This is a genomic window from Ruegeria sp. AF2, assembly GCF_056542025.1.
Window position 1 is genome coordinate 156,791 of record NZ_JBQFZC010000006.1, and the last position, 12,951, is coordinate 169,741.

The 12,951-nt window shown below is 59.0% G+C and carries 9 protein-coding genes; 8 read left to right on the forward strand and 1 reads right to left on the reverse strand.

What is annotated here, in order from left to right; translation table 11 throughout:
- Window positions 1-73 precede the first annotated feature (73 nt).
- A complete protein-coding gene (locus ACR0NM_RS17650) occupies window positions 74-2,140 on the forward strand; it encodes a TRAP transporter large permease subunit (protein ID WP_480615923.1) in 2,067 nt (688 codons plus the stop codon).
- Window positions 2,141-2,154: 14 nt separating this feature from the next.
- The gene (dld, locus tag ACR0NM_RS17655) at window positions 2,155-3,837 is read left to right on the forward strand and encodes a D-lactate dehydrogenase (protein WP_480563077.1); all 1,683 of its coding nucleotides are present in this window, start codon (window positions 2,155-2,157) and stop codon (window positions 3,835-3,837) included.
- 33 nt (window positions 3,838-3,870) lie between these two features.
- Here dld and ACR0NM_RS17660 read toward each other — a convergent pair whose 3' ends face one another.
- The gene (locus ACR0NM_RS17660) at window positions 3,871-4,494 is read right to left on the reverse strand and encodes a DnaJ domain-containing protein (RefSeq protein WP_170398478.1); all 624 of its coding nucleotides are present in this window, start codon (window positions 4,492-4,494) and stop codon (window positions 3,871-3,873) included.
- A 107-nt stretch (window positions 4,495-4,601) separates the two neighbouring features.
- Between ACR0NM_RS17660 and ACR0NM_RS17665 the strand changes: the two genes are divergently transcribed.
- The 6 genes from ACR0NM_RS17665 (at window position 4,602) to ACR0NM_RS17690 (ending at window position 12,937) form a co-directional block, all read left to right on the forward strand.
- Window positions 4,602-4,856, forward strand: coding sequence for a BolA family protein (locus ACR0NM_RS17665; protein WP_170398480.1), 255 nt, complete (start codon window positions 4,602-4,604; stop codon window positions 4,854-4,856).
- Between the two features lie 159 nt (window positions 4,857-5,015).
- On the forward strand, window positions 5,016-6,122 hold the full coding sequence (locus ACR0NM_RS17670) for a cytochrome-c peroxidase (RefSeq protein WP_480615925.1): 1,107 nt from the start codon (window positions 5,016-5,018) through the stop codon (window positions 6,120-6,122).
- Window positions 6,123-6,133: 11 nt separating this feature from the next.
- Window positions 6,134-7,321 carry a cytochrome-c peroxidase gene (locus ACR0NM_RS17675; RefSeq protein WP_480615927.1) on the forward strand — a complete coding sequence of 396 codons (1,188 nt, stop codon included), beginning with the start codon at window positions 6,134-6,136 and terminating at the stop codon, window positions 7,319-7,321.
- Between the two features lie 5 nt (window positions 7,322-7,326).
- Entirely contained in the window at window positions 7,327-7,896 is a 570-nt protein-coding gene (locus ACR0NM_RS17680) for an arsenate reductase (azurin) small subunit (protein ID WP_170636909.1), read from the forward strand.
- Between the two features lie 13 nt (window positions 7,897-7,909).
- Complete coding sequence (locus tag ACR0NM_RS17685) at window positions 7,910-10,591, forward strand: arsenate reductase (azurin) large subunit (protein ID WP_480615929.1); 2,682 nt, start codon at window positions 7,910-7,912, stop codon at window positions 10,589-10,591.
- 144 nt (window positions 10,592-10,735) lie between these two features.
- On the forward strand, window positions 10,736-12,937 hold the full coding sequence (locus ACR0NM_RS17690) for a HEAT repeat domain-containing protein (protein ID WP_480615931.1): 2,202 nt from the start codon (window positions 10,736-10,738) through the stop codon (window positions 12,935-12,937).
- Window positions 12,938-12,951 lie beyond the last annotated feature (14 nt).

The window sequence follows — 12,951 nt, forward strand, 5'->3', positions numbered from 1 at the left end:
CTGATTTTCTTTATTTTCCCCAACGACCCGCGCGCATTCACGACCCCGCCGCCAAACTCTTGAGGAGGAGACCATGGCTGAGACACAGCGTCATCAGGACGACCCGATTGAAGTCTATGAAAGTATCCTTGAGCATGGTGAGCCCGACCGTCAAAAGCTGGCAGTAGCGATCGACAACGGTGTCAAAGCGGTAGGTCATGTGGTCATGTGGGCCAACCTGTTGCTGGTTGGGGCCATCGTTTCACAGGTGGCGATGCGCTATCTTCTGAACCAGAACTATCCCAAGCTGGATGAGATTCAGTGGCATTTCTATGGTCTGGTGACGATGATCGGCATTTCTTATGCGCTGGTCACCGACAGCCATGTGCGGGTGGACCTGCTGCACATGCAGCTCAGCCAGCGCGCGCGGCGGATTATCGAGATCATCGGAATCTTCACCCTATTGGTGCCGTTCATCTATTTGATGATCGATCAGGGGTATGACTATTTTTACGAAAGCTGGCGCGTCAATGAATCCTCGGACAGCCCTACCGGTCTACCTGCGCGTTGGGCTTTGAAAGGTGTGATCCCGGCCAGTTTTGTATTGCTGGCATTGGCTGCGGCGGCGCGGCTGATCCACGACGTGCACGCCCTGATCGTCAATCTCGACGAGGAACGGCAAGGCAAGGGCCTGCGTCTGATCGTCTGGGCGCTGTTGGGCTTTGCTGTGGTGGCGACCGCGCTGACCTTCCTGGTGGAAACGACTGAGGAAAAACTGGTCATCGCGATGTTCCTGACCTTCATCGCGCTGCTTTTCACCGGCTTCCCGGTGGCATGGACGCTGGCCGGGGTCGGGGTCGCATATTGCGGGCTCGCTTATCTGTTCGACAACGGCATGATGAATTGGACCGGGCTTGAGGAAACTCTGACCGGTCTGGACTATCTGACGCTGGGCGCGGTGGTGAACCGGGTCTATGCCACCATGTCAAATGCGGTTCTGGTGGCCTTGCCGATGTTCATCTTCATGGGCCTGATGCTGGACGAATCCGGTGTGGCCGAGCGTCTGATGACCTCGATGCAGCGCCTGTTTGGTACGGTGCGCGGCGGGCTGGCGATCACGGTGACAATGATCGGTATCATCCTGGCCGCCTCAACTGGCATTATCGGAGCCTCGGTGGTGCTGCTGGGCGTGCTGTCTCTGCCCTCGATGATGGAGCAGAAATACAGCCCCTCTTTGGCCGCTGGTGTGGTCAGCGCCTCGGGTACTCTGGGCATCTTGATCCCACCATCGATCATGCTGGTAATCATGGCCGATCAAATGGCGCTGTCGGTTGGGGATCTGTTCATGGCGGCCGTCTTCCCCGGTGTGATCATTGGCGCGCTGTACTTGACCTATATCTTCGTCATCGCCCTGATCAAACGCGACGTGGCCCCAGTGCCCGAGGGTGCTAAGCGTCCCGATTGGAACGCGGTAAAGGATGTGCTGATCGCTGTTCTGCCGACGCTGGCCCTGATCCTCGCCGTGCTGGGCTCGATCTTCGCGGGTTTGACCACACCGACCGAAGCCTCGGGCGTGGGCGCGTTGGGAGCCACTCTGCTGGCGCTGGGATATCGCAAGCTGACGCTGGCCAAGCTGGTGAATGTGCTGAAAGCAACGTTCAACACCACCGCCTATATCTTCGCGATCTTCCTGGGTGCCACAGTGTTCTCCTATGTCTTGCGCGAACTGGGCGGCGACGCGCTGATCGAGGATATGATCCACGGTACCGGGCTCGGCCCAAATGGCACTGTCTTCATGATCCTGTTCATCGTCTTCCTGCTGGGCTTCGTGCTGGACTGGATCGAGATCACGCTCATCGTTCTGCCCTTGATGCGCCCCATCGTGAACGGGCTGGGTCTGGATATCGATGGCTTCGGTGTCATCGATGAACCTGCGCTGGTGTGGTTCGTAATCCTTGTGGCGGTGACGTTGCAGACCTCTTTCCTGACACCTCCGGTTGGATTTGCGCTTTTCTATCTGAAAGGGGTCTGCCCGCCCGAGATCAACCTGACTGACATCTACAAAGGGATTATCCCATTCGTGATCCTGCAGCTGACCGGCCTGTTCTTTGTCTTCTTGTGGCCGCAACTGGCCACGTGGTTGCCCTCGGTCGCGTATTAACGGAGGGTAGCGGGATGAACGATGCCGATCTGATCAAGCGTCTTCAGGCCATTTGTGGGCGGCGGCGCGTTTTGACTTCGTCGCGCAGCACCCGCCGCTTTCGCCGGGGGTTCAGATCGGGTGAAGGGGACGCGCTCGCGGTGGTTCAGCCCGCTACGCTGCTGGAACAATGGCAGGTGCTGCAGGCCTGTGTTGCCGCTGACAAAATTGTCATCATGCAAGCCGCCAATACCGGCCTGACCGAAGGGTCTACGCCCAAGGGTAGCTACGATCGTGATGTAGTGTTGATCAACACGCGGCGGATGGACGATCTGCATCTGATCAATGATGGCAAGCAGGTCATCAGCTTTCCGGGCAGCACACTGTTTGCGCTGGAAAAGCTGCTGGACCCGATTGGCCGCCAGCCGCATTCGGTGATCGGATCTTCGTGCATCGGTGCCTCAGTCGTTGGCGGGGTGTGCAACAACTCGGGCGGTTCGCTGGTCGAGCGCGGCCCCTCCTATACCGAGCTGTCACTGTACGCGCGGATCACTCAGGACGGCGAGCTTGAGTTGGTCAATCATCTGGGCATGCAGTTGGGTGATACACCCGAAGAAATCCTGACCCGGCTGCAGAACGGTGATTTCTCAGCAACTGATATCGACACCGACAATCGCAAAGCCTCTGACACCGATTACGCCCGTCGGGTGCGTAATGTGGATGCTGAAACGCCAGCACGCTTTAACGCTGATAAGTCGCGTCTATACGAAGCAGCGGGCTGCGCGGGTAAACTGGCGGTTTTTGCGGTTCGGCTGGATACATATGCCAAGAACGAAGCAGAACGTACTTTCTACGTCGGGGCGCACGACACCGAGGCATTCACGGAATTGCGCCGTCGCATCCTGTCCGACTTCAAAACCCTGCCGGTCAGCGCTGAATACATGCATGAGGAGGTATTCGATATCTCTGACCGCTATGGCAAAGACACCATGGTGATGATTGACAAGTTGGGAACCGACCGTTTGCCCACTTTCTTTGCGCTGAAGGGCGCGGTGGACGCGCGTTTAGAAGGCATTCCGGTTCTCGGCAATTTTACCGATCGTTTCATGCAGTTCGCGATGCGACTTTGGCCCGATATCCTGCCGCGCCGGATGCGGGCCTATCGGGATCGGTATCCGCATCACCTGATACTCAAAATGCGCGATGGCGGTATCGATGAAGCGCGCGATCTACTCAATGACATGACTGCCGAAGACAAGCTGGATTTCTTTGAATGCGACCTGCGTGAGGCAAAAATCGCTGGGCTACATCGTTTTGCTGCCGCAGGTGCAGCCATTCGTTATATGAAGGTTCATGCAGCCGAAGTGGAAGATATCATCGCCCTAGATATCGCGCTGCGCCGCAATGACGTCAACTGGTTCGAAGACTTGCCAGCTGAGATCGCGGATCAACTGGTCGGCAAACTCTACTATGGCCACTTCATGTGTCATGTTCTGCATCAGGATTACATCGTCAAGAAAGACGCAGACCCGAACGCGTTGAAGGCCGCAATGCTAAAGTTGCTGGACAAACGCGGCGCTGAATACCCGGCCGAACATAATGTTGGCCATCTCTATGCAGCCAAACCCGATCTGGCAGCTTTCTACAAGTCGATCGATCCCACGAACAGTATGAACCCGGGAATCGGAAAGATGTCCCGCAACAAGCACTATTCGTGAGACGGAACGCCGCTGACCCGTATCCGTTGGATACTACTTGAAGCTGCGGCTGTCCTTGATCTGATCCCAGGCCCAGACGACCTCTTGCAACTGCTCTTCCTGAGATCGGTCACCACCGTTCATATCCGGGTGCAGCACCTTGATCAGCTTCTTGTAGGCTTTGCGAATCTCTGCCTTCGACCAGCTATCTTGCGCTTCGAGGATCTCAATCGCGCGGCGCTCGGTCGGTGGCAGGCGTCGACCGCCGGAATTGGCGCGGCCGGGATTTTTGGTGGCGTTTTCGCCTAGAACCTGATGCGGGTCCTCGATCCCCAGACGTGCCCAGGCACGGGCCTCGGGATCGCCCATCGGTTTGGTCTCACGCTCCCACACTTTGTCCTTCGAACGCTGCGCGTTTAGTTCGGCCTCGGTGGTGCCGTCGAAGAAATTCCATTTCTGGTTATATTCGCGCACATGTTGCTGGCAGAACCAGAAAAAATCATCCAGCACGTCCGGAGCTTTGGGCGCGCGAAACTTACCGGGTTCTTCACAGCCCTCATGATCACAGATTCGCACCGAAGTTTCGGACGCACCTGACATACCCCGACGGCCGCGCGGCTTCTTTTTCTTAGCGCTCGACACGGACATATCGAATCCGAAGGGATCTGACTTTACCATCTGCACAACCTCACGAAGGCATCTTTTCGACTCGGAGGCAGCAGTTTAATCTAAGCAGCCGAAAGTAGAAGAGGGGGACGGCAATTTATTTGCCGTTGAGCATAAAAATGAGCGTGACCGACGAAATCCGTGAACGATTGCAGGCAGCATTTAACCCGCGTGAGCTGGAGGTGGTTGACGACAGCGAGAGCCATCGTGGTCACGCTGGATATCAGGAGGGCGGTGAGAGTCATTTCAACGTCCTTATTCGTTCTGCGGCTTTCGAGGGGCAATCCCGCGTTGCCCGCCATCGCGCAGTACATACGGCATTGGGGGATATAGTCCCCCGTATCCATGCGCTTGCTCTGGATATCGACGTCTGACAGTCGCGGCCTTGGTTCAGATAAGCGACGATTACGTCGCCAATTCTCTGCGGATTTAATCTCGATCAAGGCATCGCGATACATGACCCTTTAATATTCGCCTCGTCGATCTCCGGTTAACCGGAGCGATCAGATTTGCGGATAATGAGGGCTTTTTAAATGATGACCAAAGCCAGAACGTGGTTCTCGGCACTGTCGACAGTTTCATTGCTGTCGGTGGGTGTTGCGTTCCCGGTTCACCATGCCCAGGCGGAACAGCCGGGCCCGGTAGAAGCCATTGAGTTCGACCAAGCCAAGGCGGCACTTGGCAAACGTTTGTTTTTTGACCCGCGCCTGTCTGGCGACACCGAACTGTCCTGCGCCAGCTGCCACCAGCCGGAAAACGGCTTTACCGACGGGCAGGCCCTATCGGATGCCTATGCCGGCAGCCTGCATTTCCGCAACGTGCCGACGCTGATTAACAGCGCCAAGCGCGCCGCGTGGTTCCATGACGGGCGCATTGGCACCAACCTCAACGACGCGACCCGCGAAAGCATCACCGAGACATACTCGATGAACATGGATATGCGTTTGATGCAGGAACGCATCAAGCAAGATCCGGTTTATGTCGAGATGTTCGAAGCCGCCGGATTTGGCGAGCCGTCGAACGGTGGGGTCCGTAACGCCATCCCGGAATATCTGAAAACGCTGATTTCGCGCGGCGCGCCGTTCGATACAGGCGAGATGTCGGAAGAAGCCAAGGCGGGCTATGAGCTGTTTAATGCCAGCGGCTGCAATTCCTGCCACTCGGGCGAGCGGTTCACGGATGATCTGCCGCACAATATCGGCGTGGGCGACAACCCCGATATCTGGGCGACCCCGGAACGTCACATCACCTTTGTGACCATGATGAAGTTCCTCGGCGTCGAGAATTACATGAACCTGCGCGCCGACCCCGGTGCGTATATCCGCACTCACACCGCCGATACATTCGGCACGTTCATGACCCCCACGCTGCGTGAGCTGACCTATACCGCGCCATATATGCATAACGGCTCGATTGCGACGCTCGAGGATGTGGTGGCCTTCTACAACGCCGGTGGTGGCGAAGATGAAAACAAGGATCCGCGCATCAAGCCGCTTGGCCTCAACGAGACCGAACAAGCACAGCTGGTGGCCTTCCTTAAGGCGCTGTCTGGTGAGCCGCTGACCGGCCCGGACTTCGTCGCCGAGGACATCGATACGGATTATGCGCCGATCGAAAACTGGCAAGACGCGACAAACTGAGGAGTGGACCCATGAAAGACCTAAAGTCTTACCTTTCAGGCACAATCGCCACCGCTGCCCTGTTTGCCGTCCTAGGTGCACAGGCGATTGCGGAAACCAGCATGGAGATTGAGGCCGGCATCGGTGGCGCAGACCCCGATGTAGACTCGCCGCTGGTGGCGCTGGGCGAGCCGCCGATCCCGCTGGACAACCCGCAAACCGACGCCAAGATCGAACTGGGCAAGATGCTGTTCTTTGATGCCCGTCTTGGCGGGAATCCGTCGACGCCCTGTTCGGCCTGTCACATGCCAGATGTCGGCTGGGACGTCGAGGCACCGATCTCGTTCGGCTATCCGGGCACGACCCACTGGCGCAACAGCCAGACCATCGTGAACTCGGCCTATTACGGCAAGCTGTTCTGGGCAGGTTCCTCGAAAAGCCTTGAGAACCAGGCCAAATCCGCCGCAGGCGGTGCGGTCGCCGGCAACGGTGAGGCCGACATGATGGAGGCGCGCCTGGCCTTCGTCCCCGAATATGTCGAACGCTTCAACGATGTCTTTGGCGATCAGTGGCCGCGTATCAGCAATGCATGGCGGGCCATCGCCGCGTTTGAACGGACCATAGTTCAGACCGACACGCCCTTCGACAATTATCTGCGTGGGGATGACGCGGCGCTGACCGACGAGCAGAAACGCGGGCTGGAATTGTTCACCGGCAAGGCGCAGTGTTCCGAATGCCATAACGGTGCGTTGCTGTCGGATGAAAAATACTACAACACCGGTGTGCCCGCCTATGACGGTTGGCAGGACGATGGTCTGGCGCAAGTCACCTTCCGGTATGAGCTTTATGCCAAAGGCTCGACCGAAGAGATGTACCGCCACACCAAGGACGACCCCGGCTTCTATTTCCGTACCAAGGAAAAGGCCGACAAGGGGAAGTTCCGCACGCCAAGCCTGCGCTATACCCTCTATACCGAACCCTACATGCACAACGGCATGTTGGAGACGCTTGAGGATGTGGTCGAGTTCTACAACCAGGGCGGCGGCGAGAATGAGTTCTCGGCCAATAAATCTCCGCTGATCCAACCCCTTGGCCTGAATGATCAGGAAAAGGCGGATCTGGTGGCCTTCCTGAAATCCCTGTCCGGCGAGGAAATCCTGATCGAGGAACCCGAACTGCCGGACTACCAGCCGCTTCCTGCGGTTGCAGCAGAGGAGTAAGCGTCATGACAGATCATAACGCAACCGGATGCAGCTGTTCGGGCGACGCCAAAAAGGCCTGCACCGTGAACCGCCGCCAGTTCCTGTTCGCCTCGGGTGCCACCACCTTTGCCGTGATGGTGACCATGCCTACCCGCCACGGTCAGGCCGAACAGGTGCCCGCATTGGTATCGACCTATCCGCGCAAGCTGATCGGCAAACTTTCCGAGTTGGAACAGGATGTGCCGGTCGAGTTCTACTACCCGGACGAGGGCGACTATTCGGACTCGATCCTTGTGAAAACCGGCGTGGAAAGCGGCGGCGGTATTGGTCCGCAAAAGGATGTTGTGGCCTTCAACCTCACCTGCACCCATCAGGGTGGGTCGATGTATGACAGCTACAAGCCTGAACATAAGGTGCTGGGCCCGTGCCCGTTGCACCTGTCCACCTATGACATGACACGGCACGGCATCCTCGTTTCGGGGCAGGCCTACCAATCGTTGCCGCAGGTCCTTTTGGAACTGGACGGCGATGACATCTACGCCGTTGGCATGTTCGGCCTGATCTACGGCCGTTACGACAACCTCATTGCATAAGGGAAGCGGAATCATGGCAACCCCGTATTACGTACCCGAAACCAACGTCCCGCTGCCGCCCAAAGGAGCCGAGGTCATCTCGACCGCCTGCGACTACTGCATCGTGGCTTGTGGTTACAAAGTCTACCGCTGGCCCGTGACGGCCAAACCCGGTGGCCCAACTGCGGACGAGAACGCCTTTGGCGAGGATTTCCCCGTTGCACCGCTGGGTGCGTGGGTCGCGCCGAACCAGCACAATATCGTACTGCACAAAGGTCATCCGCACCACGTGGTGATCATCCCTGACAAGGACACGCAATACGTCAACACCGAAGGCGACAGTTCCTTGCGGGGCGGATGTATCGCGCAGAAATGCTATAACCCTCAGACGCCAACACGCGACCGCCTTAAGACGCCGCTGATGCGGATCTATGGTACCTTGATGCCGGTTCCGTGGGATCTGGCGCTGGATGTTGCGGCTGAGGTGGGCAACCACGTGATCGCCAAGCACGGTACCAATGCCTATGGCGTAAAAACCTTCAGCTATCAGTATATCGAGAACACCTATGCGATCTCGAAATACGCGCTGCGTCATATCAACACCGCGAACTTCACCTTCCACGACACGCCGTCCGACGTGACCTCGACCCCCGGTTTCCGGGATGCGGGTTTCGACAACTTTGGTCCCTCGTACGAGGACTGGCGGGATGCGGAAACCCTTCTGGTCTGTGGCACCGACCCGTATGAAACCAAGACTATCCTCTATACTCAGTGGATGATGAAGGGGATGCAGAACGGCCAGAAAGAGATCTATCTGATTCCGCGCCGGTCTGCCGGTGTGGCCCATGCTGAAAAGATGGGTGGCCTGCATATCGACGTTCTGCCCGGCACCGACCTTCTGGTCGTCAACGCCATCGCCCGGGTCATCGTGGAAAATGACTGGGAAGACAGCGACTGGATCAAGAAATGGGTCAACAACAAGTGGGAAAGCTCGTCGGGCTTCGGTCAGGGCACCCGGAACACGCCATGGCAGTGGCGCACTACGTGGGGCAAGTTCCAGACCAAAGGCTTCGAGGATTGGAAAGAATGGCTGCTGTCGCAGGACGAATTCGCGCCTGAGACCGCCGCCGCTATGGCCGAGATCGACGTGCAGAAGATCTATACGGCTGCTGAATGGCTGGCCAAACCCAAGGCGGATGGCACCCGGCCCAAGACCTCGGTCATGATAGAGAAAGGGTTCTACTGGTCGAACAACACCGGCAACACGCAGGCGATCTCGGCTCTGGGCATCATCTGTGGCTGTGGCGGTCGTCCGGGTCAGGTGATTGGCCGGGCCGGTGGTCACCAGCGGGGCGGCGTGAAGGGCGGGAAATACCCGCGCAACAAGTCGCCCGAGAAACTGCCGGGTCGCCGTCGCCGCGCCATGGATACGGACCGGTATCTGATCGCAGGTCATACCCGTATGGCCCATGTGATCGGCACCACATGGATTCAGGCGATGTGTGGTTCGCAACAGTTAGCTGACAAGTTCGAGGAACTGACCGTCCGCAACCCGCATCAGATTGCGTCTTTCGACAAGCAAGAAATGATCGACACGCTGAAGGCCCGCGCCGACAGCGGTGGCATGGTGGTGATCAACCAGGACATCTATCTGCAGGATCCGATCGGCAACCGCTATGCCGACATCGTGTTCCCTGCAGCGACCTGGGGCGAAGAGGACTTTCTGCGCGCCAACGGCGAACGCCGCCTGCGCCTGTATCAGAAGTTCTATGATGCGCCCGGTGCGGCCAAGCCCGACTGGTGGATCATTGCGCAACTGGCACAGCGGATGGGCTTTGACGGGTTCGACTGGCAGAACTCGAACGAGGTTGCCGAAGAGGCCGTGCGCTTTACGCGCGGGTCGCGCAAGGACTTCCACGCGGTCTACCGTCTGGCAAAGAAAGAGGGCAAGGGTCTGCACCAGAAGGTCCGAGAATTCGGCACCGATGGTGTGCAATGCCCGGTCATGCTGGATGCCGACGGTGTCACGCTGATTGAAACCAAGCGTCTGCATGACACAACCCGCACGCTGCCTGATACCGGTGCGGCTGGTGCGGATGTATTCAACAAGAAGCTGACGCACTTCAACAGCCAGACCGGCAAGTGCAACATCCAGAAATCGCCGTGGGGCCTGTTCTCGGATTACTGGGAATGGCTGAAACCCAACAAGGACGAAGGCGAGTTGTGGGCCACATCCGGTCGGATCAATGAACGCTGGCAGTCCGGTTTCGACGACCGCCGCCGCCCCTATATCGTGCAGCGCTGGCCGGAAAACTGGGTCGAGATTCACCCCGACGATGCGGCCGAGCGTGGCATCGAAAGCGGTGATTACGTGATGGTTTACTCGGAACGTGTTCCGGGCAACAAGCACACTTTGCTCGGTGTGGAAGGCGACGACTTCCAGTTCTCGAAACTGATGGAGAACGGGCATATCGAACTGACCAAAGCGGCGATCACCGCCGTGGCCATGGTTACGCCCGCCATAAAGAAAAGCGTCGTTTACATGGACTTCCTACACATGCAGCAGCCCGCCAACGCGCTTGAGGGCCGGATCGTTGACTGGATCAGCGGCAACTACAACTACAAGATGGGCGTTGCCAAGGTCCGCAAGCTGGGGCCGAGCCCCTACAAGACCTCGTTCCGCACGATGTCCTTCGCGCCGCGCGATATCGCCTGACGCTTTTCCGGGGGGCGGACGCCATGCCGCCCCTCGGGTCCGGTCCCGCTGCAGAAGGGACCACCTGGAAGGCAGGCTTCGGTTGGGAAACCTGTCTTCCACATTCACCCAACCCGTCCCAACGCAAAACATGGCAGACCTGATATGAACATGCATTCCGATACCGCCCTGCGCGATGAGGCCACCGGCCTGCTTTCCGACCACGCCAAATCCGAATATGACGTGATCCGCCTGCGCGCCATTCAGGCCCTGGCGGCCATTGGGGCCGCCAACAGCCCGGCCTTGATCGAGGCGCTGCTGGATGATGACGAAGACGTCCGGCAAGACGCAGCTCAAGCGCTGGGCGCGCTGGGCGTGCAGGAGGCCGCGCCGCAACTGCTGGAAAACTTGATCCATGATCCCTGCGGTGAGGTGAAACTGGCCTGCGTCACCGCTCTGGCCGAGTTGAAATCCGAAGACGCGGCGCCTTACCTGCGCACGCTTGTCACTGGTCGCGGCGAGGATATCACGTGGGACGAGGACGAGCTGCACCAAGACGAATGGGACGACTGGCTGGATACCCAGATCGCGGCCATCAAGGCGCTGGGTCGGATGGGCGATGCGGCTGCGATTGAACCCATTGTCATGGCCCTGATGGACGAAGACGGGCAGGAACTGGGGGATGTGGCCTGCGAAGCGCTGGGCCAGATCGGTAAGCCGTCCGTGCCGACCTTGGGTGTGTTCGCTCAATCCTCGAACCGCCGTTTGCGTCACCGCGCTCTGCGCACGCTGGCCACCATCGGAGGACCCGAGGCCGAAGCCATTTTGCGCAAAGCCACCGCCGACAAGGACGGGGCCGTGCGTCTGATCGCTTATGAGGCGCTGATGCCGGGTGATCCGCTGCTGGTCGAACAGGCGCTGACCGATGCGGTCGAAGACATCCGCATCGCGGCGCTGAACCTTTCGGGCTTTTCGGAGCCCGAACTGCTGGACCGCATGATGCGCGACCCCGGCGCCAAGGTGCAATTGGCGCTGATCGACCGGCTGGACCGCGAAACACCGATAACTGACCAAGAGGATCTGCGCTGGCAGGTGCTGGATTTTCTCGCCACCGGTCAACAGCCCGAGGTCGCGGCACAGGCGCTGGGCCTGCTGGCGGCGTTGGCCCCGCAACTGGTGGCGGATCGGCTGAACGCGCTGTTTTCGGTTGATGCCGATGACCTCAAGGCCGAGCGTCTGCAATGGGCTATCGTTGATGCGCTGGCGACCTCGCCATTGCGCGAGGCGGTAGAGTGGCTGCAGCGCGCCTGTCGTTCGCCCTTCCGGTCGGTGCGGCTAAAGGCTGTTGCGTCGCTGGCTATGATTATCACCGATGCAGACCGCCCGCATGTGAACCAGCAGCAGGGGCGCGAGCTGCTGTTATCCTTTGCGCTGGCCCCGATGCCCGCTGCACCCGAGGTCGTGGAGGATACCCCGCAAACCGACATCGCTGCGCTGGAAGAGGCGGGTTTGGATGTGTCTGAAGGTGATGAAAACGGCCCTACCTCCAGCCTCGGCGCGATCCTTGGCCATGACGCTATCGCGGCAGAGATGAAGAAAGAGGCCGAGGATGATGACCTGCACCCCCTGACGCCACGCGAGCAGGCATTGTTGGTCAAGGCCACCCGCCATCCCAAACGCCGCCGCGTGGCGTTGGATGACAATGCCGAAGCCTTGGAGCGTGAGACCCGCATTTCGGCCATCCGCCTGCTGGGCGACGTCACAGGTATGCAGATCATGCTGGCGCAGATCGCGCAGGACCCCGAGACCGAGATCGCTGCGCAGGCGCTGGCGGCACTGGGCTTGTCGGTCGCGCGCAACGGGTCCGAACTGAACCAGTCGCATTTGATCGAGCTGATCACACAGGGGCTTTCGCATACCGATGCCAATCTGTCCCTGCAGGCGCTGAACCTGCTGCAACAGGCTGACCTGCCACCGCAGGATGCGCTGCGGGGCAAATTGCGGGCAATGCTGAAAACCGGAGATACTGCCTTTCGTATCGACGCCATGCAGATTCTGACCCGCTGGGACGGGACGGCCGATGTGGCGCGCAGCTTGCTGGACGATGTCTCGGCCCCGGTACGGCAGGCGGCGATGCGGCTTTTGTCTGAAACGGCCCCGGATCAGGCAGGTGCGGCCATCGTACCCTTCCTTCTGGCCAATCCTGAGCAACGGATCGTGACCTATGTCAATGACAGCACCCCTGCCTTGGTGTCCATTGGGCGCGAATTGTTGGCCGGATTGCGCGACGAGAACCGCCGCGCCCAGTGGCCGGTGTTGATCAGCGCTTTGGCCGACCTGTTGGGAGACCTCCACCGGGCGGTCTGAAACCGGAGGGATAG

Bases quoted from the DNA above. Each gene is read 5' to 3' on its own strand.
- ACR0NM_RS17650 (WP_480615923.1), top strand. From the start codon at position 74: ATGGCTGAGACACAGCGTCATCAGGACGACCCGATTGAAGTCTATGAA.
- dld (WP_480563077.1), top strand. From the start codon at position 2,155: ATGAACGATGCCGATCTGATCAAGCGTCTTCAGGCCATTTGTGGGCGG.
- ACR0NM_RS17660 (WP_170398478.1), bottom strand. From the start codon at position 4,494: ATGGTAAAGTCAGATCCCTTCGGATTCGATATGTCCGTGTCGAGCGCT.
- ACR0NM_RS17665 (WP_170398480.1), top strand. From the start codon at position 4,602: ATGAGCGTGACCGACGAAATCCGTGAACGATTGCAGGCAGCATTTAAC.
- ACR0NM_RS17670 (WP_480615925.1), top strand. From the start codon at position 5,016: ATGATGACCAAAGCCAGAACGTGGTTCTCGGCACTGTCGACAGTTTCA.
- ACR0NM_RS17675 (WP_480615927.1), top strand. From the start codon at position 6,134: ATGAAAGACCTAAAGTCTTACCTTTCAGGCACAATCGCCACCGCTGCC.
- ACR0NM_RS17680 (WP_170636909.1), top strand. From the start codon at position 7,327: ATGACAGATCATAACGCAACCGGATGCAGCTGTTCGGGCGACGCCAAA.
- ACR0NM_RS17685 (WP_480615929.1), top strand. From the start codon at position 7,910: ATGGCAACCCCGTATTACGTACCCGAAACCAACGTCCCGCTGCCGCCC.
- ACR0NM_RS17690 (WP_480615931.1), top strand. From the start codon at position 10,736: ATGAACATGCATTCCGATACCGCCCTGCGCGATGAGGCCACCGGCCTG.